The following is a 22,367-nucleotide window of genomic DNA, read 5'->3' on the forward strand; positions in this document are numbered from 1 at the left end:
AGTTCCCATGCCCTTCCTCGGCCGGTTCCCGGCCCTCCCCCGGGTCCTCAACCCGTACATGCTGCCGCTGGCGAGAAAAGTGCCTCCGCTGGTGGTGCTGCGGCACTTCGGCAGGCGCACCGGCCGCACGTTCGAGGCGCCCGTGATGGCCTTCGCCACCGGTCGCGGCTTCATCGTGGCGCTCACGTACGGTCACGACCCGAACTGGGCGCTCAACCTGCTCGCGGCGGGTCAGGGCGAGATGGTCCGCGCCGGTCGCACCTACGCCATCAGCGACCCGCGCCGCCGGACCGACGCCCACGCCGACGTGCCCGCACCCATCGCCGCGATCCTGCGCGCCATGGACGTGCACGACTTCCTCGAGTTCTCGACGACACCGCTCTGACCGGTCACATCCGGCGCGTCCCGATCGTCAACAGGATGACCGAACGAGATGGAAGGGTGGACGCCGTGGACCAGACGGAACAGTTCGAGGCCGAGCGACCGCGCCTCGTCGCGATCGCCGGGCGCGTGCTCGGCGACCCGGCCGAGGCGCAGGACATCGTCCAGCAGGCGTGGCTGCGCCTGCACCGCAACGAGACCCCGATCGACGACCTGCCGGCCTGGCTGACCACGGTCACCACGCGGCTGTGCCTCGACCGGCTGAAGTCCCGCACGCCCGTGCCGTTCGAGGACGTCGACCCCGGCGAGACCGAGGGCGACCCGGCCGACGACGTCGCACTCGCGGACACGGTCGGGATCGCGCTCAGCGTCGTGCTGGAGCGGCTGGCCCCGCGCGAGCGGGTCGCCTTCGTGCTGCACGACAGCTTCGGCTTCGAGTTCGGCACGATCGCCGCGGTCCTCGACACCACGCCGGCGGCGGCGCGCAAGCTCGCCTCGCGCGCCCGCGCCAAGGTGAGCCAGCCGCGCCCCGAGGACAGCCTCACCGACTGGGAGGTGGTGGACGCGTTCATGGCCGCGGCGAGGAACGGCGAGTTCGACCGCCTGCTTCAGCTGCTGGCGCCCGACGCCCTCGTCTCGGCTGACGATGCGGCAATCCTGGTCGGCACCCCCGAGCGCATCGAGGGGCGCGGAGAGGTGGCGGCGTTCTTCAACGGCAGCGCCCATGCGGCCCTGCCCGTGTTCGTCGAGGACCGACCCGGCACCGCGTGGTTCCTCAAGGGAGCCGCGCAGGTCGTGTTCGACTTCACCGTGCGCGACGGCCTCGTGCAGGCCATCACGTTCCGCGCCGCCCCCGAGGTGCTGGAGACGGTGCAGCGCCGCGACGGTGGCAATACCCGCACCTGATCGGTCACACCGACACCCTCCCGATCGTCAGACAGATGAAGGCCCAACGAAGGAGAAGACCATGAAGACCATGACCTGCCGCGATCTCGGTGGACCCTGCGACCAAGCCCACCGGGGCGAGGACGCCGACGCCGTGATCAACGCCCAGGACAAGCACCTGAAGGCCGCCGAGAAGGCTGGCGACGCCACCCACCAGGAGGCGCGCGACGCCATGAAGGGTCGCTGGCGCCACCCGAAGAAGTCGCTCGGTTGGTACAACGACATGAAGAAGAAGTTCGCCGACCTGCCCGAGGACTGACCCGGGGTCGCGCTCACGCGCGAACAATCTCGGACTCGTCCGGGAGGGTGGGGCCGTCGGGCCCTCGAAAGGCCAGTGGCAGTCCCCGTGCCGAGGCCCAGTCGAGGCTGTCGGTCACCTGGAGGTGCACGTGCGGCTCGGTGCTGTTGCCCGAGTTCCCGCACGCGCCCACGGCTCGTCCCTCGACGACCTCGTCACCGACGGCCACCCGCACCGACCCCTGCCGCAGGTGGGCGAGCAGGACGAACGGTCCGCCCTCCCCCATCGCGATCACCACGTGGTTGCCGGCGATCGCCGGGGCGCCGGCCCGCACCCGCCGCGCCTGGGTGAGCGCGTAGGTCAGCAGCGACGGCGCGGACCGTCGCGCCTCGTGGTCGGGCTCGCCGTCGTGGGCCACCACCACGCGCCCCGAGCACGGCGCCAGGATCGGGACGCCGAACCCCGCGAAGCCCTCGGGCGGCTCGGTGGCCACCACCGCCCGCCAGCTCCGCGGCGCGGACCTGCCTCGCTCGTCCACCGGGATGAAGTCGATCGCGTAGGTCGTCCCCATCAGGTGGGTGCCGTGGCTCGGCACGCGCCGCACCGGGCTGTTGCGGGCCAGCCACCGGCCGGTGAAGGGATACGCCAGCTCGATGGGCGCTCCGTGACCGTCCGTCATGGCTTCCACTCTGGCACCCGGCGCGGGCACCATGAGGCATGCCGCGTGACTTCGACGACGACTTCGACGGGCCGGACCTCGACCGATCGGTGTGGCTCCCCCACTACCTCCCGGCGTGGAGCTCGCGGGCAGCCTCCGCGGCGGACTTCGAGGTCCGCGACTCCTGCCTGACCCTGCGGATCGGGCCCGAGCAGGGCCTGTGGTGCGCCGACGACCATCACCCGCCGCTGCGTGTCTCGGGCGTGCAGAGCGGCAACCACTCGGGGCCGGTCGGCAGCACGACCGGCCAGCAGCCGTTCCGCGACGGCCTGACCGTGCGGGAGGAGCAGGAGACCTTCTGGGGCTGGACCCCACGCCTCACATCGTTGGAGGTGGTGGCGCGGATGGACCTTTCGCCGCGTTCGATGGCCTCGTGCTGGCTCGTGGGGCGCGAGCTCGATCCGCGCGAGTCCGCCGAGATCTGCCTCTTCGAGGTCTTCGGCGACACCCTCGCGCCAGGCTCCGCCGAGGTGGGCGCCGGCCTGCACGCCTTCCGCGACCCCGACGTGCCCGAGGACTTCGCCACGACGCGGCTGCCGATCGACGTCGGCGAGTTCCACACGTACGCCCTGGACTGGACCGCGGACGAGGTGCGGTTCTCGGTCGACGGCGAGCCGCTGCGCACGTGCGCGAGCCCGCCGACCTACCCGATGCAGGTGATCCTCGCGGTCTTCGACTTCCCCGAGCGTGCGCCCGGCTCGGACCCCGATCACGTGCCCCGGCTGGTCGTGGACCGCATCCGCGAGCGGCCCTGACCGCCTACCGACCGACCGAGTCCGCCTCGTGCGCCATCCGCCGCAGTGTGGTCAGCACGGGCTCGTAGAGCAGGGTGCCGATGATGAGCTTCTCCGCGGCGACGATGGGATCGGTCTCGCTGGTGACCCTCGGGACGTCGACGGCCGCCACGGACGCCGCGGCCTCGGCATAGGCGTCCAACACCTCGTCGGTCGCCGCGAAGTCCAGCTCGTCGAGGGTGTCGAGCGCGGCAGCCAGCGACCGACGGTGCGGGCTCTCGGGCTCGAGGTCCCAGCCGTGGCGGGTGAGCAGGGCCTCCACCTGTCGCCGCGACTCCTCGGACGGCTCCTCCTCCACGGGCGGTGAGAGGTGCCACTGAGCCACGCCGCGGGCCTCGTGCTGCGACCCGGAGGCGTCGAGCGCCGCGACCACGGCGCGGACCTCGTCGAGCGCCAGTCCGGCCACGTCGGTGAGGGCGCGGACCAGGCGCAGCCGCCGCAGGTGCGACTCGTCGTAGCGCGCCCAGGTGGCGCCCTCGGTCGCGCCGGGCGGGACGAGTCCGGCCCGCAGGTAGTACTTGATCGTCGCGGTCGGTAGGCCGCTGCGGGCGGCGAGTTCGGCGAGGCGCATGACGACATCTTGACAGATGGGATAGTCAAGGTCTCCAATAAATGGGATAGTTCCACTATCCGAACATTGGAGTCTCCATGGAATCCCTGCTCTCCGACGAGTCGCGCCAGCTCGCCGGCATCCTGTTCCTCGCGCTCGTGACGGTCGAGACGGGTGGCCTCTACATGGTCCGCATCGTCACGGGTCGCGAGCGGGCCACGCCGTTCCAGGAGAAGTTCGCCCGCGCCGGGCACGCGCACGCCGGCGTGCTGCTGGTGCTCGCGCTGGTCTGCCAGCCGTTCGTCGACGCCACCGAGCTCACCGGCATCTGGGAGTGGCTGGCGCGCACCGGCGTCGCGGTGTCCGCGCTGCTCATGCCGGGCGGCTTCTTCTTCGCGTCGATGGGCCGCGGCCGCACCGAGCCGAACCGGTTCATCTTGATGGTCTTCGCCGGGGCGCTCCTGCTGGCGGTCAGCCTCACCACGCTCGGCATCGGGCTGCTCACCGCCTGAGCCCGAGTTGCCGAGGAGCACCAAGATCAAGGCATTCAGGCGTTGAACGCCTCCTGACGGGGTACTTGCTGGTCGCAACGGGGCACGTGACCCGTTGCGCCGCGACCGCGCCGCGAGGACCGTGGGGGCGAGTCCTGGTCCTTACGGACCGGTGCGGTGGGTCTGGTGCTCAGGGAGACGGCACCCTCGACGGGGCGGTCGCGGCCCCAACGCCAGCGGGTCTGTCCAAGCGGCCGCAGTCGCGCCACACTGGGGCTGAGCGCTCCGGGGGAGACACGATGGATGTCAACACGTTCTACGCGGTCTTCTCCGCCACCTGCTTCACGCTGGTCGGGCTGTGGTGGGGCGTGACGCTGCGTGACACCAGTTGGGTGGGCGACCCGGTGCGCCGCCGCGCGATCGGCGGGGTCTACCTCGCCTTCCTGCTGCCGGCGCTGATGGGACTGTTCGCGCAGGTCGGCGGCGTGGAGCAGCCGGCCATCTGGCGGGTCAGCTTCATCGTCATCGCCGCAGCCGGCTGCCTCGCGACCGTGCGCCTGCTCACCTCCGACCGCGAGCCCGCCCTCACCGCGATCCGGGTCGGCTCCATCGCCGTCTACGTGCTGGTGGCGCTCATGGGCGGGTTCCCCGGTGCCGCCGACCTCGTGGGCCTGCGCCCGATCCAGGCCGAGGCGCTCCTGCTGGTCCTCTTGGTCGCGCTCGGGCATGCGCTCGTGTGGCACCACCTGGTGCACGACACGGCGACAAGTTCGGCCTAGGCGGTCGCGGTCCGGTTCCGGACCTCGCGCTCCATCCGCTTCTCGTGACGCTCGCGCCCCTTGATCGCCTCGCGCTCGCGACTCTTCGGCGGCGCCTTCGTCACGAGGTCGTCGAGCAGCCGCCGCGTCGCCTCCGCGATCTCGTCGATCGCCCGCTCGAACGCCTCGGCGTTCGCCTGCGACGGCCGCGTCGACCCGCTGACCTTCCGCACGAACTGCAGCGCCGCCTCGCGCACCTCGTCATCGGTCGTCGCGGGCTCGAAGTTGTGGAGCACCCTGATGTTTCGGCACATGCTCCGACGGTAACCCCGTTCTTCGTGAGCGCGATAGGCACGAGAACACCGCGTCCCACACTCAAAGGACGAGTCCGGAGCAGCCCACGGCACAAACTCGTGAGACCTGTCGGGCTCGTTGATGTGCCGCTTTCAGCGAAGCGGCACCTTCGGAAGCCCCTCCGTGGCAGCCAGCCACTCGCGCTCGCGCTCGGCAGCGCGCACACCCATCGCCACCAGTGCGATCACAGCATGGGCTCCACCCACCATCACCAGCACTACTCCCACCAAGGGCGCTGGACCTCCGGAGTCAGGAACCAGTGGGTCCGGGAGATCGGCGCCTGGTTCGAGCTGCGCCACCTGCTCGCGATATTGCGCCAAGGCCTCCTCGTGTCTCGCTTCAGCGTCCTTCCCGTTCCCGATGAGGACCATTCCCACCACAGCGAGGAACACTCCCAGGGCAAGGCGAGTACGTACCGACATCGGCGGACGGGGCTTCTTGGAACGTCGAGATGAGGCTGCCACGTGGGCACGCTACGCGTCAGAACTCTCCGAGTCTTCGCTTTTGTGGACCTTGGCCGGTTTAGGCGCCCGCAAGTTCTCAGCGGGCTTCCGCATTACTCGTTGAGGTTAGGAGCGATTCAGAAGTATGTCGCCCCATTCGCGGCGGAAAGACGCGCCGGTATAACCGCCCGGATCGCGGCATGTGAGTGCGTTGCCTTAGGTTTCGGAGGAGTCGGGGACGCGACGTCCCGTTGGGTACTCGACCCAGTCCCCTTGCCCGACCTCTGGGCAAGCCTGCTCGGCGGCCTTCCTCGTTGCCGATGCGTCGGCTGGCAGGGGACGGCCCTGCAGCGCTGCGTCCACGTCTACCTCGCGAACAAGTCGACCATCCGCGAAGAGGACGTCGTAGGTGAAGAACCGTCGCCTTCTGGGAATCACGGAGGACCTGGTCACGGCGTTCGCACGGACCGCGAAAGGTAGCTCTTCGCCGACTGTCATGCGGAGACGCTATCGCGCTCCCGTCGGCCGGATGTGTGCCTTTGGCACCGCGCCGACAGGCGGCGAAAAGACGCGAGTCCCGCTGGTTAGTAGTTGTCGTGGCCGTTGCGAAGTCGAGTGGGCCCGATTGCGGCTCGAAGTACGCCGTCGCAGTGACGGAGGTTCCGACCGACCATCTCTGACGGACTCGTCTACAAGACGCATCGGCCTATTGGCGTCACCCTCGTGGGCGTCTGTCCGCCTTATTCGACCAGTCGAAAGTGTGAACCTGGTCCCAACGCTCTGCGTCACCGTGCTTCTCGACCCGCCTGTTTCCAGAAGGTGCCAGGATCTCGATCAGGATGGCTTCGAGACCTTTCGCTGCGCCGGCGATTGTCAGGTCATAGTGGTCCCAGTCATCATCCACTTCGGTGAATCCGGGGGGATCGACGTGCTCGCCGGGACCATCGAAACTGAACCAAGAGAAGGCGTCCCAGTTCCCGGAGTGTCGACTCGTCGGCTTCGCGTGATCGGACAAACGCCCACTCATCCGACCGTATTCGATAGTGAGGCCGACGTAGTAGATCTCGGGTCCCCGGTGGAGGACGTAAATGCCACGAGCCGCCGAGAAGTCGACGACCTCGCCGTACCGTTCGCCAAGTAGCTGCCGCCTGGCGACGCGGTTCCACTCATACACGTCCCTATCCCAATGCGTTCCGTATGCGCCGATCAACATGCAAGTCCTCCTGGGGTCGTACTGCGAATAGAGCCACTGATTGAAGAGTTGCCGCTCTCCACACACGCACGACGGACAACCGTCAGCCGTCTCGTCGTAGTCAGAACGCCGGTTTGTGACTAGAAAGCCACCCGTCGCGGTGAGCGGGACGACGGTCACGGCGGGCCGAACTTGCCCTCCATCCACGCGATCACGTCAAACACGCGCAAAGCCGACACGGCTTCGTCCAGACCGGCATCCCGACGTAATCGGAGAAGTCTCTCCTGAAGAGCCGGTTCGGAGGTGAGTTGTAGCCGCAGGGGCTCCCAGAGCCGCTGTGAGCCCAACACGTTCGCAACGACAGAGTCGTAGATTGGCCTGAGGCGCGGTCTCTTCCGTGCGAGAAGTTTGCTAGCTGTCGTTGGACCGACTCCGGGCAGTTCGATGAGTTCCTGCCAAAGCGTCCAGCCGGCCCAATCGTCTCGCCATTCTTCGTGCTCCTCGGCGAGGTCGCGGTCTGGGCCGAGTTCTGTCAGAAGCGAGCTGAACACTTCGGCGCGAGTGTCAAGGAGCTTGATGGCGGCTGGAGCGGTCACGTTCACAGACAGAAACGTGACCGCGACCAGGTCGTCGGCAGTGAAGCGGTTGGTGTTGGCCCACCTGGTGCCAGTGCTGTCCCAAGCGTCGAAACGTGCTCCGGTGAACGAACCGAGATTCCTAGAGGTGCCGTAGTAGCGCGTGAGAGCCGCGATAGCTCCGTCATCATCGGGGACTTGGAGAGCCTGAGGTAGTCGCACGACTGCGACGATCGCACGCTAAGTCTGCAGTTGGGGCGAACTTCCTGAATTCCCCAGGCTCGCCTTCGATCGTCGCGCGCTTCGCGGCGGAAAGACGCGATCCCACCGGCAAGATTCCCACGTTTGCCGCCGGATCGGCGAGAATCGAACGATGACTGAAATTGTCGTCGAGGATCTGCGGTCGCTTTTGGTCACACCCATGGCAAATGGTGAGGACCTCTCGAGCGCTACTGGATTTGTAGTTTGGTTCGAGGGGACGACCTATCTCGTGACGAATTGGCATGTCCTGGCCGGTCGGCATAGTGGGACGGGAGCGCCACTCCATTCGAGCGGGGCGACGCCTGATGCCCTCCGTATCCAACATGTGCTTCGCACGCCGCTCGCCACGAGGACTGAAGTTGTCGAGCCCTGCCGCGATGAAGATGGCGTCGCGATCTGGCTTGAACACCCAACTCTTGGACGCCAGGTTGACGTCGCCGGATTGCCGCTTACAACGACTGACCGGATGTTGCTAGACGGGTACTCACTGGAGGTCGAGGACTCGCCCGTACATGTTGTCCCAGGCGAGCGCCTGAACGTGATCGGGTTCCCTTTCGGAATTAGTTCAGCGCAGGGATTGCCGGTGTGGACGACAGCCTTTGCAGCGACCTACCCCGATCTGCCTTTCCAAGAATCGCCCTGCTTCCTCATCGATGCGCGCACGAGGGAGGGACAGAGTGGTTCACCTGTGATCTTTCATTCGTCCTCAGGTATCTATCCGGCGGGTCGGGGTCAGAACGTACTCACAGCTTCAGGTCCGACTGTGACTCGATTCATGGGTGTCTACTCCGGACGCGTGAACCCTGACAGTGACCTCGGACGAGTGTGGACGCCGGAGGCGATCAAGGACGTGCTCGCTGGCGCGAAGACCTCGTCAGCGCTTTGAAGGAAAGCGGTGCTGTGGCCTGCGACTGCGCACACATGCGAACCTGCGCGGATCGCAGCGGAGTAACGCACCTATCCTCGCCGCGTCCGGTCCGTGAGTGGCCGAATGGCCGCTTCGCCATGGACGGAGGCGGTGGCTTCGTCCGTAAGGCGACCTTCCCGCGCCGCGACTAGGACCACGGTCCGGAGCCGCCGAATGTAGTACTCGGCGTCTTCGGAAAACATCCAAAGGGCAAGGTCGACGCTTGCTTGCGATCGGCTAGTGCTTCGTTTCCATCGATCCAGGTCGCCGTGCAGATACGAGCCGTAGATCAGGTCTTCGAGGACCTCGGTCAAAGTCCGTCGCGCGTCGGCGCCCTCATCGATCTGCACTTTGGTCCCAGTAGCTCTGAAGTTCTCGGACCACCGCTCAAGGAGAACGGCATCCGCCGGGTCCCTCAGGCAGTTGCGAAGTGCGGCCAGAACCTTATCGGCGCGGACGTGATCCTGTTGTCCGAGGACGAACTTCCGGAGCGCCATCGCTCTGACGATGCGGTGCCATCGCTCGGTGTCGTCCAAGTAGTTCTCGGGCGTCAGCTCGAAGGATGTGACCGAGACTGGGAACGCTGCACCCAAGCGGTCGTACTCCCCGACGAGCTGACAGAACAAGCCAAGGAGCTCTGGATCTGACGGCGCGCGCCGACGGGCACTCACGGCGTTTCGATCAGCCACAGTCGTATCACCTTGCTTCCTCAGTGAGCATGGTCAGCTTCCCACCGTCGAAGCCTGACATCTCCGCCGGCACATCGGGATCAATTCGGCGTGCGCCGGTAGGCGGTGGAGTGACGCAGCCCCCGCCGGGGTATCGCGTTCGATGGTGGCGGAGAGTTTCGGTCAGCGCGCTTGACCAGTTCATCTGGAATCGCGCCGACCGGACGGCCACACCGATAGCGTGTCGCGGATGGACCTCGTTGTGTTTTCGGTGGAGGGCTATCGCCGATTCGTTGAGAAGACGTCGATCAAACTCTACGGACGGATGATTGCTGTTGTCGGTCCGAATGAAGCGGGGAAGAGTTCGTTGCTGCGCGCCTTGGCGCACCTCAACCACTCCGAGCCGTTTGAGCGGAACGAGGCGCCTCGGCGACGTAATCGGCAGCCGCGCTTGTCCTGGCAACTTCAACTCAGCGCCGAGGACAAGGCCAGCTTCTCTAGCGTGCCAAACTCGCAACAGGTCGAGAAGGTGACGATTACCAAATCCGCCGACGGATCGAAGGAGTGGACGTTCCATCCGACCACACCTTGGCGGGACCGAGCGCCGCGTGAAGCGCCCGCGCTCGGCCTCTTGACCATGCGCGCCTCGCCTCACTTCTCTCAAGATGCGGAGGCGCTTGGATACCCTGCCGACCTCCCAGAGATGGTTGCTGAGGCACTAAACGAGGACGCCGACACGCTTGCTACCGAAGGAATGGGACAACTCCGTGACCTGGCGGCGATGCTAAGCGCGGTTCCCGACGTTGAGCGAGGCGGGGACGACCTCGACCCCGAGGGCGAACCAATCGATGAACTCGTCACGTACTTGAGTGGCGCGGCTTCGCTTCTGAGCACTCTTGAGAGTCTCATCGAGCTCGAGTCTCGCCCAAGCCCCAGCGTGCTCGTTCGGGAAGCGCTGGAGCCGCGGATTCCGCGAATCCAGTTCTTTGATCAACAGGACCGAGATCTGAGGACGTTCTACGAGCTGGTTGACGACGCAGATAGCCCTCCGGCGGCGCTTCAACACCTGGCATCTCTCGCCGGCCTAGATCTGCGTAGGGTGCGAGACGACGCTCTAGCCGGTGAAATCGGGATTGCGGACGTGACGACAGCAGAGAGAAAGGCCAACGCGCGCCTCCTAGAAGTCTTCGACGAAAGTTGGAACCAGGAAGGCGTTGCGGTGCAGGTGGCCCTCCGGGGAACGGGCCTTCATATTCAAGCGACCACGCCGGGAGATGAGGGCGTTTCGAGTATCGAGGAGCGAAGCGAAGGCATGCGCTGGTTCGCCGCGCTTCTCGCGTATGCACACAATTGGGAGGGCAGACCGATCCTCCTCGCAGACGAGATCGAGACTCACCTGCATTACGACGCGCAGGCCGATCTCGTAAGCGTCTTGTCGGAGCAGGCGTTTACTTCGAAAGTGATATTCACAACGCATTCGTTCGGATGCCTGCCAAACGATCTCGGAAATGGTGTTCGCTCAGTTCAGCCCATTGATGCGTCGACGTCGATGCTTCGGAACGATTTCTGGAATGACGGGGCCGGGTTCACCCCGCTGTTGTCGGCGATGGGTGCCGCCGCTGTTTCATTCACACCCAGTCGGAAGGCCATTGTTGGTGAGGGGCCCGGAGAGGCGATCCTGCTCCCGACTTTGCTTAGACAAGTAACGAGTCACGACGAACTCTCCTTCCAGGTCGTTCCAGGGATCGCGATCGTGGCCGCCGCGGGCGTTGCAGATCTGGAGGCTCAAGCGGGGCGGCTTGCTTTCGTCGTAGACGGCGATCCAGGGGGCTTGGCGAATCGCCAAAAACTGCTCGAAGGTGGAATCCCAGAAGACCGGATCGTCGTGCTGGGCGACCCGTCTGACGGAATGGCGCTGGAACTGGAAGATCTCATCGATCCGGGGATATACGCACGGGCTGTAGATGATGAACTTCGATTCTGGAATGCACAGCTGCATGAGGCATTTACCGAGTCTGATCTCAGTTCGAACTTGGTGACAAAGTCGGTCGCGTCGTGGTGCGCCGCTCGCGGGTTGACACCTCCTGACAAAGCCGCCGTTGCTCAGCGAGTGGTCGACATTTCCCACGAACCGCAACCCTCGAGCGCGACGCCCTGGCGACGCGTCTATTCGGAGACCTACCGGGAGAGAATCGAATCACTTCTCGCATCATTTGAAGGACTCCTTGCAATTCCGGATGCGTTGCGGGCGGGGAGAAGGGCTGACGGTCCCGCCCGCTGACGATCAGGCTCCGGTCATCAAAGTCTCAACCCGAACAGCGAGACCAGGCATCCAGTCACCTTGAGCGCATGTTGGCTTGCCCCAGATCGATATGTCGGTCGAAGAGGTCCTCGCAGTCTTGGCGCACGACGCTCTCCGAGACCACTTGTCGCGCCTGTATCGGCACGCGTGGCGCTGACTCAGGCGCGACAATCTGGGCGGGATGACGTGCCGGTGGTCGCTCGGGCACATGCCGCTGAGCAGCACCTCTGCGATAGTGCCGATATGAGTTCGCCGCTGCGTCGCGCCGTCGGATCGTTGCAGCGCGCGTACCGGGGCAGCGGGGCGGATCGGCCGTTCGGGGATCCGCTTCCTGCGCACGGAGTCGCGATGGAGGGCTACTTCTGGCGGTTCACCGACCCGGCCTCCGGGCGCGTGGTGATCGCGCTCAACGGGGTGAATCGGGCGGCCGACGGGATGTGGTCGACCCTCGGGCTCGCGGCGCACCCGAACGGCTTCCTTCACACCACGACCCATCCCGAAGGCCACGCCGACGAACAAGCGCTGGGCGTGACCTCGGGCGATGCATTCCGCGGCACCGCCGACAGCCTCCACGTCGACCTCGCGCCGAACGCGCGGCTCGACGTCCGGGTCACGAACCCCGTGCCGTGGCCGCGGCGCAGCTTCGGCGGGTCGAGCATCTTCCAGTCCGTCCCCGGGCTCAACCAGTACTGGCACCCGTGGCTGCTCGGCGGGTCCGCGCACGGCACGGCCGTGGTCGGCGACGAGACCTGGGAGCTGGACGGCTGGTCGGTCTACGCCGAGAAGAACTGGGGCAAGGGCGGGTTCCCCGACTCGTGGTGGTGGGGCCAGGCGCAGGGCTTCGCCGACCCGTCGGTGTGCGTCGCGTTCGCCGGCGGCGAGGTCTCCGCGGGGCCGCTGCGCACCACCGTCACAGCCGCGGTCGTGCGGCTGCCCGACAGCTCGGTGATCCGCCTCGGCGACCCGGTCGTCTCGCCCGTGCGCGCGGAGGTCACCGACGAGCGCTGGTCACTCCACGGCCGCAGCGCCCGCTGGCGCGTCGACATCGAGGGATCGGGCAGCCTCGCCGGCGCCCACGTGCTGCCGGTGCCCCTCCCACTCGAGCGACGCAACGTGCCCGGCGCGATCGAGCACCTCGGCGCGCACATGAGGGTCACCGTGCGGCACCGCGGCAGCGTCATGTGGGAGGGCGAGTCGCACCTCGCCGCGCTCGAGCACGGGGGCATCGACCGAGCGCGAGCCGAAGTCACGCGGCGGGGTCACGGGCCGGACGCCGAGGACGCTCCCCCGACGACCCGCCCGCTCCCCTGACGACTCAGAGCGCGGTGACGACCTGCGCGTGCTCGAGGCGCGGCAGGCGGTCGAACCAGGCGTTCTCGCCGGGGTGGCCGATGTTCACGACGACCATCGACTTGTAGCCGGTGCCGGCCAGCAGGTCCTCGTCGATGCCGGCGGCGTCGAACCCGGTCATCGGGCCCGCGGCCAGGCCGGCGGCGCGCACGCCCATCACGAAGTAGCCCACCTGGATGGCGGCGTTGAAGCGAGCCGTCGCCTCACGGGCGTCCGCGTCCGGGAACCAGTCCTTGGCGCCCTCCGCGTGCGGGAAGACCGTGGGCAGGTGCTCGTTGAAGTTTGTGTCGGCGGCGAGCACGGCCACCAGCGGCGCGGAACCCGTCTTGTCGCGGTTGCCGTCCGACATGTGCTTCAGCAGGCGCGAGCGGGCCTCGTCGCTGCGGATCAGCACGACGCGCAGGGGCTGGCAGTTCATCGCGGTCGGCCCGAACTTCACGAGGTCCTGGATGGCCGCGACCTGCTCGTCCGTCACCGGTTCGTCGGTGAAGGAGTTGGCGGTGCGGGCCTCACGGAACAGCAGGTCCTGGGCTTCGGGGGACAGTCGCAGAGAATCGTTCACATTTCAACTAACGCGACACGCCGACCCGAGGATTCCACATCCGGGGCGTGTCCCGCCTCACGCTCCGCTGCGAGGATGGCCGCATGGACCCGAGCCCGCAGCTCTCGTCACGCCTCGCGGAGATCCTCGACGTCCTGCCGCTGCGGCCCGGACTGCGCGTTCTCGAGATCGGTGGCGCACCCGGCCCGCTCGCCCGGGCCATCGCCGCGCGCGTGGCGCCGACTGGCTTCGTCCTCGTGGTCGACCGCTCCGAACGCGGCACGGCGGCCACCGAGCGAGCCTGCGCCGCGGAGATCCGCACCGGACTCCTGGGCGTCAGGCGCTCGTCCGTGGAGTCGTTCGCCCTCGAGCCCGGCGAGCCGCCCTTCGACCTGGCGATCGCCAACCGCGTGGGCGCCTTCGACGGACGCCGGCCCGCCGCCGCGGAACTCGCCCTCGAGGCGATCACCGCGGCGACGGTGCCCGGCGCGCCGTTCTACGTCGACGGCCGGCTCTGGTCGTGAACCCGGGTCACTTCCCGGCTGCGGCCTTCTGACCCGTCGTCGCGATCGCGCGGAGCCGCTCGACCTCGGCCCGCGAGTGGAGGACGGCCTCGCTGTCGGCCCCCTTCGCCTCGGCGACATCGTGGGTGAGGTCGAGGATCGCCCGACGCAGGTGCTTGATCGCCTTGCGCCCGCGGTGGTTCGGCGCGGACTTCTTGAGCGCCTTGCGTGCCTTCTTGTCGACCACGGACTCCACCTCCGCCGCGGTGACTGTCCCGGCAGCCACCTCGGGCGCGAGGATGTCGCGGACGAAGTCGTGCTCGCGCGGAGCAGCCCGCCGGAACGCGATGCTCAGCACCGTGAAGCCCAGGATGATCGAGCCGAGCATGACCCCGAAGGTCGCGAAGCCGTTCCCGAAGCCGAGTCCACCGGCGTCGTCCCACGTGAAGTGCAGGAACATGCCGGCGAGGACGAACGCGATGCCGCGCCCGATCCTGCGCGGCTGGGCGGCCGTGCCGATGAGGTAGACGGCGCCGCAGCAGACCAGGGCGCTGAACAACGGGTGCGAGACGAAGCTGAACGCGATGCGGGTCAGCGCCATGTGCTCCGCGCTGCCGACCGGGTCGGTTCCGAACGCCGTGCTCGCGGACTGTGCGGCGTAGAGGAAGTCCTCGAAGGCCGCGAAGCCGAGGCCGATGAAGGCACCCAGGATCAGGCCGTCGTTCGCCGTCCGGACGAGCCGGGGCGCGAGGCCGAGCAGCAGGACGAAGCCGCACAGCTTGGCGGCCTCCTCCGTGAACGGAGCGATCGCACCGGCGGCCCAGTTGGCTGCCCAGTCCTGGCCGAAGAGCTTGGGGTAGATGCCGAGCAGTGCCGTGTTGACGGTCATCGCGAAGGCGAACGTCGCGGGGATCGCGCCCCACACCAGCCCGGCCACGATCAGGCCCAGCGGCTGGCGCTCCCACCGGTCGATGTGCCGGAACCACAGCCACCACGCGAGTCCGCAGAGCCCGCACAGCAACGCGGCGACCGCGAAGGCGCCGCCGTACAGCCCTGCCCCGGGACCGAAGAAGCTCCACGCCTGGAAGGCCCCCAGCGCGGTGAGTGCCACGTAGACCCAGAAGCACAGGTTCCGGGGCTGGAAGAAGACGAATCGCTCACCCCAGCCCGAGATCTCGAGGGCGTCGACCTGACGGCGTCGGGCCTCGTCCGCTCCTGCAGTGGGGTCCGTCGTCAGCGTTGCGTCGCTCATGCGGCGTCCCCGTCCTGGTTGTCCGCGTCATCGGAGCGGATGCTGGCGATCATGTCGTCGATCTCATCAGCCGCGACCCGCATCTGCGCCGGCGGTCCGTAGGCGGTGATCTTCAGGCCGGTGCCGTCGATGACGAACGCCGCGATGACGCCGTCGCCGAGCACGCTGTTGTAGGTCTGAATCACACCCACCTCGCCCGACTGAGTCGTCGTGCTGGCGGGGTCGCTCGCGACCTTGAACGTCGGGTCGGAGGTGCGGGTGGTGACCTTCTCCACCTGGGTGAGCAGCTCCTTCGCCGTGCCGTCGAACTTGTCGGGCACGATGTCGAAGGTCACGCCCTCGCCGGCAACGGTCGCCTCGCCGCTCGACACTGCGGAGCCGCCGTCGCCCACCCGGTAGCCGCTCTCGACGTTCCACCCGGTCGCCGGGGTGAGCGAGATGGTGTCCGTCAGTGCGAGCTCCTCGCCCGCCCCAACCGGGTCGTCCCACTCGATCGCGTCGTTGATCCGCGGGACCACGACGGTCGCCACGAGGAACACTGCGATGACGAACAGCGCGGGCGGGAAAGACCGCCGGTCGAGACCGAGAATGCGGTGCTCGACAGGCACGCGAGCCCGACGGGTGGGGGAAGTACTGGCCGGCATGGACGCTCCTCGATCCTGAGGTGCCCAGCGTCGGCACTGTGCACTCGAGCGATCACGCTACGGGTCGTCGGAACCCGCCGCCAACTGGACCTGCACGCGTGGTCGAGAGGTGCGTCACTCGCCCGGCTGCGTCTCCCCTGCCAGTCGCATGGCCTCGCGCGCGATCGGCGGCGGAGCGTGGAAGTCGAAGGCTCGGAACAGCACGGCGTGGGCGACGCCCAGCTGCCGTCCCTGCATCGCCGTGATGCCCGTGATCATGGGACGCGGCGGCGGGTGACCCTCGATGCCCGCAAGGTACTGGCCGTGCGCCTCGAGCGACGCGATCCCCTTCTCGAGCGGCTCGCCCGTGACGTCGACACCGTGGGTCGGCGCCGAGTCGCCCGAGACCAGCAGCCACCGCGGCGAGCACGGCTCGAGTCCTTCCGAGAGCAGCTCGGGAAACACCCACCGGTTGCCCGCGTCGCGCAGTGCGTCGAGGGCCGCCAGCCCGGCGACCCGGTGGTCGGCCTGGTTCAGTCCCGCGACGAACTCCACCTCCCACGAGCCCACGAGCACCGCGTCGGGCCGGAAGCGCCGGATCGCCATCGAGATGTCCCGGCGCATCGCCAGCGAGTACTCGAGGACCCCGTCGGGGTAGTCGAGGAACTGCACGTCCGAGACGCCCACGATCTCCGAGGCGGCGATCTGCTCGCGCTGCCGCAGCACGGCCGTCTCCCTGGGCGACAGCGCGTCCATGCCGGCCTCGCCGCGGGTCAGCAGCAGGTAGGCGACGTCGATGCCCTCGCTCGTCCACCGCGCGACCGCCGACGACGTGCCGTACTCGACGTCGTCGGGGTGCGCCACGACGCACAGGACGCGCTCGAAGGCGTCGGACGGGAGGGGTGGCAGCAGCTCATCCGCACTCATCTTCGGAGCGTACGCCCGGCCGGGGCCGATGCGACAGGCTCACGGACGGATGACGACCCGCCCCACTGCTTGCCCCGACATGAGGTGGTGCAGCGCCTCGGGCGCTTGGTCGAGCGGGAAGGTCCGGTCGACCACCACGCGCAACGCCCCGGTCTCCATGAGGTGCGTCAGTGTTCCCATCAGCTCGTGCTTGTCCGGCGACGCGAACGAGGGGCCGCGCAGCTGGGGGTTCACCGCGGAGCGCGCCATGAGCCCCAGCTGGAGCGGGATCCCGCCGAGCCAGTGGTGCCCGCCCGCGCCGAACGCGTCGTGCCCGATCAGCAGGTAGCGACCGCCCGGGGCGAGCACGCGCCTCACCTCGCGGAATGGATGGTTCCCCGGCACGTCGAAGACGACGTCCCAGGGCTCGCCCCTGCGCGTGAAGTCCTCGGCGGTGTAGTCGATCACGCGGTCGGCGCCGAGAGAGCGGACCAGGTCGAGCTTGCTCGGGTGCTCGACCCCCGTGACCTCGGCGCCGTAGGCCTTCGCGAGCTGCACCGCGATCGCGCCCACTCCCCCGCCCGCGCCGTTGACCAGCACCCGCGACCCCGCGGGCACCCACCGCTGCGGGAGGTTGTTGAGGGCGATGAGGCCGGCCGTCGGCACCGCCGATGCCTCCTCGAAGGTGACATTGGGAGGCTTGTGCGCGAGCCCAGCCTCCGGAGCGGTGGCGAACTCGGCGTAGGCGCCTCCGTTGCGCCACTGGACGCCGCGGATCGTCTCGCCGAACACCTCGTCGCCCGGCTTGAACCGCGTCACCGCGAGACCCACGGACTCGACGACGCCCGCGACGTCGGTGCCCGGCACCTGCTGGCGGGGACGCCTCGCCCCCGAGCCCATGAGCCGCAGCACGGCGGGCTGCCCCGCCACGACGTGCCACACGTCCGGGTGCACCGAGGCGGCCCGCACCCGGATCAGCACTTCGTCGTCGGCAGGCTCCGGGCGATCGATCTCCCCCACGCTCAGATCGTCGACCGACCCGTAGTGGCTCTGGAGGACGGCTCTCATGCTCGGCACCGTAGTGGACGGTGGGTCCGTAGTCTGGCGCCATGACCGACGTCTGGCCGATCGTCCACGCCGAGCGCGACGCTCTCCTTGCCGACCTCGAGCAGCTGCCCGCCGCCGAGTGGGACATCCCGTCGCTGTGCGAGGGGTGGACGGTGCACGACGTCGTCGCGCACCTCGTGGACACGGCGCTCACCACCCGCGTCGGGTTCGTGCTGGGCCTGGCGCGCGCACGGTTCGACTTCGACCGCCAGAACGACCGGGGCGTCCGGCGCCATCGCGGCGCGACTCCCGGTGAGACCCTCGCCCGTTTCCGTGCCGTCGCGCAGCGGACGACCACACCACCCGCGCCGCTCGACAGCCGGCTCGTGGAGGCGATCGTCCATGGCGAGGACATCCGACGGCCGCTGGGCATCGCCCGTTCCTACCCGCTCGAGGCCGTCGAGCGAGCGATCCACCTCCAGTCCCGCACACCACGGTCGTTCGGTGGCGGGAAGGAGCTCCTCGAGCACGCGCGCCTCACGGCGACGGACTCGGACGTCGCGATCGGCTCCGGCCTCGCGGTGAGCGGTCCGGCGCTGTCACTGCTGCTCGTGCTGACCGGACGGACGATCGCGCTCGACGACCTCGAGGGACCGGGGCTGGAGCCCCTCTCCGCCGAGCTTCGCTGAGGAGCTGTCACCCGACGTCGTTGGCCAGGCGCAGGACGGCGTCGGCGACCGGTGCCCCGAACATCACGGAGTCGTTGTGGTCGGCCGTCAGCACGACGCGCTCGAACAGCGACGGGGCCTCGTCCGCGACCTGCTCGCTGAGTGCCGTGGGGACGATCGAGTCGCGGTTCCCGTAGATCACCGTGACGGGCACGTCACTTTCCGCCAGGTGCTCGCTCACCGGGAACCGGTCGCGCAACAGGAGACGCACCGGCAGCCACGGGTAGTGGTGTGCCCCGACGTCCGCGAGCTCGGTGAACGGCGACCGCAGCACCACGCCCGCCGGAGGCGTCCTGGCTTGGAGCGCCGCCACGACGCCGGTGCCGAGGGACTCGCCGAAGTGGATCGTCCGCGAGGGCGGGTAGCCGAGCTCCTCCAACGCGGCCGCGGCGGCGTCCGCGTCGGCGGTGAGCCCGGACTCACTGGGCCGCCCGGGGTTGCCGCCGTAGCCGCGGTAGTCCATCAGCAGGACCGCCATGCCCCGCCGGCTCAGCGCCTTCGCGAAATCCGCCCGGCTCAGCCGGTTTCCGCCGTTGCCCGGAGCGACCAGGACCGCCAGTCCCGTGTCCGTCGCCTCCGCCGCCGGGACGAACCAGGCGTCGAGGTCGAGTCCGTCCTCGGTGTGCAGCGTGACGTCCCGAGCGCCATCGACGACCTCAACGGCCGAGGGCACCGGCTCGGAGTCGGGGAAGTAGATCAGCTGGCGCTGCAGGAACCACACGGCGAGCACACCCGTCCCGACGATCAGCAGCGTCACGAGAAGGACCACCATCAGCCTCCTGCTCAGCGGCGTGGTCATCCCTCATGCTCGCGGCGGGACCCGGTCGGGGCAACCGCGCGGAAGCGAACTCGGGTCAGGAAGCAGACCGCGAGGCCAAGGTGGCCGCGTCGGTGTTGGCTCCGCAGACGACGACCGCGACGCGCTCACCGGACTGCGGCACGTACCGTCCGGAGTGCAGCGCCGCGTAGGCAGCCGCGGCCCCGTGCTCGGACGGCACACGGAACTCGTCCCACAGCGCCGTCCGGGCCGCGACGATCTCGTCGTCGGTCACCAGGACCGGCACGGGCGCCTCGGCCTCGACCGCTGCGAAGGCGAGATCGCCCAGCCGGCGCGCACCCAGCGAGTCGGCCGCCACTCCCGACACGGACACGTCGATCGGCCCGCCGGCCTCCATCGCGCGGTGCAGGGTGGGGCACCGCTCCGGCTCGACCGCAACGACCCGGGCCCGACCGAGCGCCGAGGCCGCGACGCCGGCGAACAGCCCGCCACCCCCGACCGCGACGATGATCGTGTCGATCGACGGCTCGTCCTCGAGAATCTCCTCGGCCAGCGTCCCGGCGCCCGCGGCGACCTCGACCTGGTCGTACGCGTGCGCGAGCACCGCGCCAGACTGCTCCGCGAAGTCGACGGACGCCCGGTACGACTCGGCGAACTCGCTGCCGACCCGCCGCACCTCGGCCCCGTAGGCGGCGATGCGATCCACCTTCACCTGGGGCGCCGACTCGGGCACGAAGACGGTGGCCCTCAGGCCCAGCTCCCGGGCCGCGAAGGCCTGGGCCAGTCCGGCGTTGCCACCCGACGCCACGGCGATGCCGGCCTCGGTGATCTCCCCGGCCTCGACCCCGGCGAGCTGGCGGTTGAACGCGCCGCGCGTCTTGAACACGCCGCAGTGCTGGAGGTGCTCGAGCTTCAGCCGCAGCGAGTCGTCGGCGGACGCCCGCCACAGCGGCGTGCGCCGCACGCGGCCCTCGATGCGCTGCGCTGCTGCCTGCACGTCCTGCCTCGTCACCGTCACGCTCCCAGTATCGCGACCGGCCACGACGCGCTCAGAGGGAGTCGAGGACGACCGGGTCCTCGCACGCGCGCGCCCACGCCGCGATCCGCTCGCGGATCTCGCGACCGAGCAGCCACTGACCGATCGGCTCGGCGACGGAGCGCAGCCACGACGGGCGCACGGAGTAGGTGTACTTCCAGACGGCGCGCGTGCCGTCGCGCCCGTCCCGGACGTCGGGCACGAACCGCCAGCCGCCGCCGAACGACGCGAAGAACCACGGGCCGGTCACCATCGTCATGCCCACCGAGGTCGGCGGGCGGTACGAGACGTACTCCGAGACCATCTGCGGCCCGACTCGGGCGCGTGTGTGCGTGCGCACGCCCTTGGCCGGGCGGTCGGCGTCGATCAGGTGCTGCTCACGGATGAACGGGTCCCAGAGCATCCGGATGACGCCCGTGGTCTGCGAGACCGCGAACGCCGTGTCGGGCGGGACCGGGACCCACGCCTCCGCCGTGACCTGGGGCATCGAGCCTCAGTGACCCCCACCGATGGCGGCCGGGCCGGCCTCGCGACGGATGTCGATGACATGGCCGGTCATGGAGGCGACCAGCACGTCGAGCGAGCGGCGGGCGACCTCCTCCGAGGACAGCAGCGTGCCCTCGGGCTCCTCGCCGAACGCCTTGGTGCGCATCGGGGTGCCGGTGCGCTCGGGATTCACGCAGTTCACGCGCACCTCGCCGGCCCACTCGTCGGCCAGCGCCTGGGTCAGGTTGACCGTGGCGGCCTTCGCCGACGAGTACAGCGAGTAGCCCTTGCGGCCCCGCGTGTAGGACGACGACGTGAACAGCAGCAGCGAGCCGTTCGAGTCGGCCAGCAGCGGCCGGAACTCCTGCGCAATGAAGATCGGCGCGAGGTAGTTGATCTCGGTGGCCGCCCAGATCGTCTCCTCCGACGTGTCCGCGAGGTCGCCGATCGGCAGGACGCCCGCGGTGTTCACGACGTAGTCGACACGGCCGGCCTTCTCGATCACCTCACGGGCCGCCTCGGCGACGTCCTCGCGGCGGTCGACGTGGGTGCCCGTGGACGAGCGCGAGAACGCGAACACCTGGGCGCCGTAGGACTCGGCCAGCTTCGCGATGTCGCCGCCGATGCCGTAGGAGCCGCCGAACACCACCATCGTCTTGCCCTCGAGCGCGGCGCGGTAGCCCTCGTCGTCGAGCTCCTCCGGCGTCTCGGCCGAGGCCAGCTGGAAGAGCTTGTCGGCGATGTAGACGTCGATCGGCTCGGTGACCTTCATGTTCCGCTCGTGCCCCTGGACGACCGCGATCGGCACGTCGGGGCGGTAGCGCAGCACGACGGTGCAGTCGTCGGTGGCGGTGAAGTCAGGATCCTGCCAGGCCTTCTCGTAGGCGTCGCGGATGATCGACGCGCGGAACGCCTGCGGGGTCTGGCCGCGGCGCAGCAGGTCGCGGCGCAGCACGTCGGAGATCGTGTCGAGGTCGCCGGTGCGCTCGTCGTGCACCTGCACCACGGTGTCAGCCGACGGGATCGCGGTGTCGACGGCCTCGTACGTGCCGAGCGCCTCGACCACGTCGGTGATGATCTTCTGCGACACGAGCGGGCGGACGGCGTCGTGGAAGAGGACGTTGCACTCCTCCTCGCCGAGCGCCTTCAGCGCCAGGCTCGTGGTCTCGTTGCGGGTCGAGCCGCCCTCGAGGACCTGCGTGACCTTCGGGTAGGCGCCGTCGCGGACGATCGCGTGCACCGGATCGAGGTGACCCTGCGCCATCAGGATGATGATCTCGTCGATCGTGTCGGCGGCCTGGAACACGGAGATCGTGTGCTCGAGGATCGTCTTGCCGGCGATCTTGATCAGCTGCTTCGGGATCGCCAGGCCCACACGGGTCCCGGTGCCACCGGCGAGGATCACGGCCACGTTGCGCAATTCGGTCACCCGTCGAGGTTACCGGTGAGGCGTCACGTGATCTCGATACACCGTCTCGCTCCCCTCGCCGGCACTCGATCACCGGTGGTCGAGTAGCTCACGAGCGCAGCGAGGGGCGTA

26 protein-coding genes are annotated in these 22,367 nt (G+C 68.6%); 11 read left to right on the forward strand and 15 right to left on the reverse strand.

The window, feature by feature from the left end; genetic code table 11:
* The first annotated feature begins 7 nt into the window (after positions 1-7).
* The 3 genes from B5D60_RS02365 to B5D60_RS02375 all read left to right on the forward strand — a co-directional run bounded on the left by B5D60_RS02365 (position 8) and on the right by B5D60_RS02375 (position 1,585).
* Positions 8-385 (forward strand): nitroreductase/quinone reductase family protein, encoded by a 378-nt coding sequence (locus B5D60_RS02365; protein WP_078698662.1) that lies wholly within the window; start codon positions 8-10, stop codon positions 383-385.
* 65 nt (positions 386-450) lie between these two features.
* Complete coding sequence (locus B5D60_RS02370; protein WP_153302844.1) at positions 451-1,287, forward strand: sigma-70 family RNA polymerase sigma factor; 837 nt, start codon at positions 451-453, stop codon at positions 1,285-1,287.
* A gap of 61 nt (positions 1,288-1,348) precedes the next feature.
* The gene (locus B5D60_RS02375) at positions 1,349-1,585 is read left to right on the forward strand and encodes a hypothetical protein (RefSeq protein WP_078698664.1); all 237 of its coding nucleotides are present in this window, start codon (positions 1,349-1,351) and stop codon (positions 1,583-1,585) included.
* 13 nt (positions 1,586-1,598) lie between these two features.
* On the opposite strand, the gene B5D60_RS02380 is transcribed toward B5D60_RS02375, so the two are convergent.
* Positions 1,599-2,243: a M23 family metallopeptidase gene (locus tag B5D60_RS02380; RefSeq protein ID WP_078698665.1), complete on the reverse strand. Its 645-nt coding sequence runs from the start codon at positions 2,241-2,243 to the stop codon at positions 1,599-1,601.
* A 38-nt stretch (positions 2,244-2,281) separates the two neighbouring features.
* Between B5D60_RS02380 and B5D60_RS02385 the strand changes: the two genes are divergently transcribed.
* Positions 2,282-3,037: a glycoside hydrolase family 16 protein gene (locus B5D60_RS02385; protein WP_078698666.1), complete on the forward strand. Its 756-nt coding sequence runs from the start codon at positions 2,282-2,284 to the stop codon at positions 3,035-3,037.
* A 4-nt stretch (positions 3,038-3,041) separates the two neighbouring features.
* On the opposite strand, the gene B5D60_RS02390 is transcribed toward B5D60_RS02385, so the two are convergent.
* Positions 3,042-3,647: a MerR family transcriptional regulator gene (locus B5D60_RS02390; RefSeq protein ID WP_078698667.1), complete on the reverse strand. Its 606-nt coding sequence runs from the start codon at positions 3,645-3,647 to the stop codon at positions 3,042-3,044.
* 77 nt (positions 3,648-3,724) lie between these two features.
* Between B5D60_RS02390 and B5D60_RS02395 the strand changes: the two genes are divergently transcribed.
* Together B5D60_RS02395 and B5D60_RS02400 are read left to right on the forward strand one after the other, a co-directional pair.
* A complete protein-coding gene (locus B5D60_RS02395) occupies positions 3,725-4,138 on the forward strand; it encodes a hypothetical protein (protein ID WP_078698668.1) in 414 nt (137 codons plus the stop codon).
* A gap of 278 nt (positions 4,139-4,416) precedes the next feature.
* The gene (locus tag B5D60_RS02400; RefSeq protein ID WP_078698669.1) at positions 4,417-4,896 is read left to right on the forward strand and encodes a hypothetical protein; all 480 of its coding nucleotides are present in this window, start codon (positions 4,417-4,419) and stop codon (positions 4,894-4,896) included.
* Here B5D60_RS02400 and B5D60_RS02405 read toward each other — a convergent pair.
* The 3 genes from B5D60_RS02405 to B5D60_RS02420 form a co-directional block, all read right to left on the reverse strand.
* A complete protein-coding gene (locus tag B5D60_RS02405; RefSeq protein ID WP_078698670.1) occupies positions 4,893-5,189 on the reverse strand; it encodes a DUF2277 domain-containing protein in 297 nt (98 codons plus the stop codon). The genes B5D60_RS02400 and B5D60_RS02405 overlap by 4 nt on opposite strands.
* Positions 5,190-6,387: 1,198 nt before the next feature.
* Positions 6,388-6,846 (reverse strand): hypothetical protein, encoded by a 459-nt coding sequence (locus tag B5D60_RS02415; RefSeq protein WP_172806234.1) that lies wholly within the window; start codon positions 6,844-6,846, stop codon positions 6,388-6,390.
* 194 nt (positions 6,847-7,040) lie between these two features.
* Positions 7,041-7,661, reverse strand: a complete 621-nt coding sequence (locus B5D60_RS02420) for a DUF6308 family protein (protein ID WP_078698673.1) — start codon at positions 7,659-7,661, stop codon at positions 7,041-7,043.
* Between the two features lie 151 nt (positions 7,662-7,812).
* Here B5D60_RS02420 and B5D60_RS02425 point away from each other — a divergent pair, with 151 nt between their 5' ends.
* Entirely contained in the window at positions 7,813-8,586 is a 774-nt protein-coding gene (locus B5D60_RS02425; protein ID WP_078698674.1) for a trypsin-like peptidase domain-containing protein, read from the forward strand.
* 71 nt (positions 8,587-8,657) lie between these two features.
* Here B5D60_RS02425 and B5D60_RS02430 read toward each other — a convergent pair whose 3' ends face one another.
* Entirely contained in the window at positions 8,658-9,296 is a 639-nt protein-coding gene (locus tag B5D60_RS02430; protein ID WP_153302846.1) for a hypothetical protein, read from the reverse strand.
* 229 nt (positions 9,297-9,525) lie between these two features.
* Between B5D60_RS02430 and B5D60_RS02435 the strand changes: the two genes are divergently transcribed.
* The gene (locus tag B5D60_RS02435; protein ID WP_153302847.1) at positions 9,526-11,556 is read left to right on the forward strand and encodes an AAA family ATPase; all 2,031 of its coding nucleotides are present in this window, start codon (positions 9,526-9,528) and stop codon (positions 11,554-11,556) included.
* Between the two features lie 264 nt (positions 11,557-11,820).
* On the forward strand, positions 11,821-12,888 hold the full coding sequence (locus B5D60_RS02440; RefSeq protein WP_078698677.1) for a tocopherol cyclase family protein: 1,068 nt from the start codon (positions 11,821-11,823) through the stop codon (positions 12,886-12,888).
* A 4-nt stretch (positions 12,889-12,892) separates the two neighbouring features.
* On the opposite strand, the gene B5D60_RS02445 is transcribed toward B5D60_RS02440, so the two are convergent.
* Complete coding sequence (locus B5D60_RS02445; RefSeq protein ID WP_078698678.1) at positions 12,893-13,489, reverse strand: malonic semialdehyde reductase; 597 nt, start codon at positions 13,487-13,489, stop codon at positions 12,893-12,895.
* A gap of 83 nt (positions 13,490-13,572) precedes the next feature.
* Between B5D60_RS02445 and B5D60_RS02450 the strand changes: the two genes are divergently transcribed.
* A complete protein-coding gene (locus tag B5D60_RS02450; protein ID WP_078698679.1) occupies positions 13,573-13,992 on the forward strand; it encodes a methyltransferase domain-containing protein in 420 nt (139 codons plus the stop codon).
* A 7-nt stretch (positions 13,993-13,999) separates the two neighbouring features.
* Here the strand turns inward: B5D60_RS02450 and B5D60_RS02455 are convergent, their stop codons facing one another.
* From B5D60_RS02455 to B5D60_RS02470, 4 genes are all read right to left on the reverse strand, one after another.
* Positions 14,000-15,223 carry a PrsW family intramembrane metalloprotease gene (locus tag B5D60_RS02455; protein ID WP_078698680.1) on the reverse strand — a complete coding sequence of 408 codons (1,224 nt, stop codon included), beginning with the start codon at positions 15,221-15,223 and terminating at the stop codon, positions 14,000-14,002.
* A complete protein-coding gene (locus tag B5D60_RS02460) occupies positions 15,220-15,867 on the reverse strand; it encodes a hypothetical protein (protein WP_153302848.1) in 648 nt (215 codons plus the stop codon). Before B5D60_RS02460 ends, B5D60_RS02455 begins: the two co-directional genes overlap by 4 nt.
* A 114-nt stretch (positions 15,868-15,981) precedes the next feature.
* Entirely contained in the window at positions 15,982-16,773 is a 792-nt protein-coding gene (locus tag B5D60_RS02465) for a PIG-L deacetylase family protein (RefSeq protein ID WP_078698682.1), read from the reverse strand.
* 39 nt (positions 16,774-16,812) lie between these two features.
* The gene (locus B5D60_RS02470; protein WP_078698683.1) at positions 16,813-17,820 is read right to left on the reverse strand and encodes an NAD(P)-dependent alcohol dehydrogenase; all 1,008 of its coding nucleotides are present in this window, start codon (positions 17,818-17,820) and stop codon (positions 16,813-16,815) included.
* Between the two features lie 41 nt (positions 17,821-17,861).
* On the opposite strand from B5D60_RS02470, the gene B5D60_RS02475 reads away from it, so the two are divergent.
* Positions 17,862-18,488: a maleylpyruvate isomerase family mycothiol-dependent enzyme gene (locus B5D60_RS02475; RefSeq protein ID WP_078698684.1), complete on the forward strand. Its 627-nt coding sequence runs from the start codon at positions 17,862-17,864 to the stop codon at positions 18,486-18,488.
* 7 nt (positions 18,489-18,495) lie between these two features.
* On the opposite strand, the gene B5D60_RS02480 is transcribed toward B5D60_RS02475, so the two are convergent.
* From B5D60_RS02480 to B5D60_RS02495, 4 genes are read right to left on the reverse strand one after another with little or no spacing between them, the layout of a single operon-like run.
* Positions 18,496-19,326, reverse strand: a complete 831-nt coding sequence (locus B5D60_RS02480; protein WP_197684373.1) for an alpha/beta hydrolase — start codon at positions 19,324-19,326, stop codon at positions 18,496-18,498.
* A 55-nt stretch (positions 19,327-19,381) separates the two neighbouring features.
* On the reverse strand, positions 19,382-20,323 hold the full coding sequence (locus tag B5D60_RS02485; RefSeq protein ID WP_197684374.1) for a threonine/serine dehydratase: 942 nt from the start codon (positions 20,321-20,323) through the stop codon (positions 19,382-19,384).
* Positions 20,324-20,354: 31 nt separating this feature from the next.
* Positions 20,355-20,828, reverse strand: coding sequence for an SRPBCC family protein (locus B5D60_RS02490; protein WP_078698686.1), 474 nt, complete (start codon positions 20,826-20,828; stop codon positions 20,355-20,357).
* Between the two features lie 6 nt (positions 20,829-20,834).
* A complete protein-coding gene (locus tag B5D60_RS02495) occupies positions 20,835-22,256 on the reverse strand; it encodes a bifunctional cytidylyltransferase/SDR family oxidoreductase (protein WP_078698687.1) in 1,422 nt (473 codons plus the stop codon).
* Positions 22,257-22,367: the final 111 nt, after the last annotated feature.

This window comes from Aeromicrobium choanae (assembly GCF_900167475.1).
Classification (GTDB): domain Bacteria; phylum Actinomycetota; class Actinomycetes; order Propionibacteriales; family Nocardioidaceae; genus Aeromicrobium; species Aeromicrobium choanae.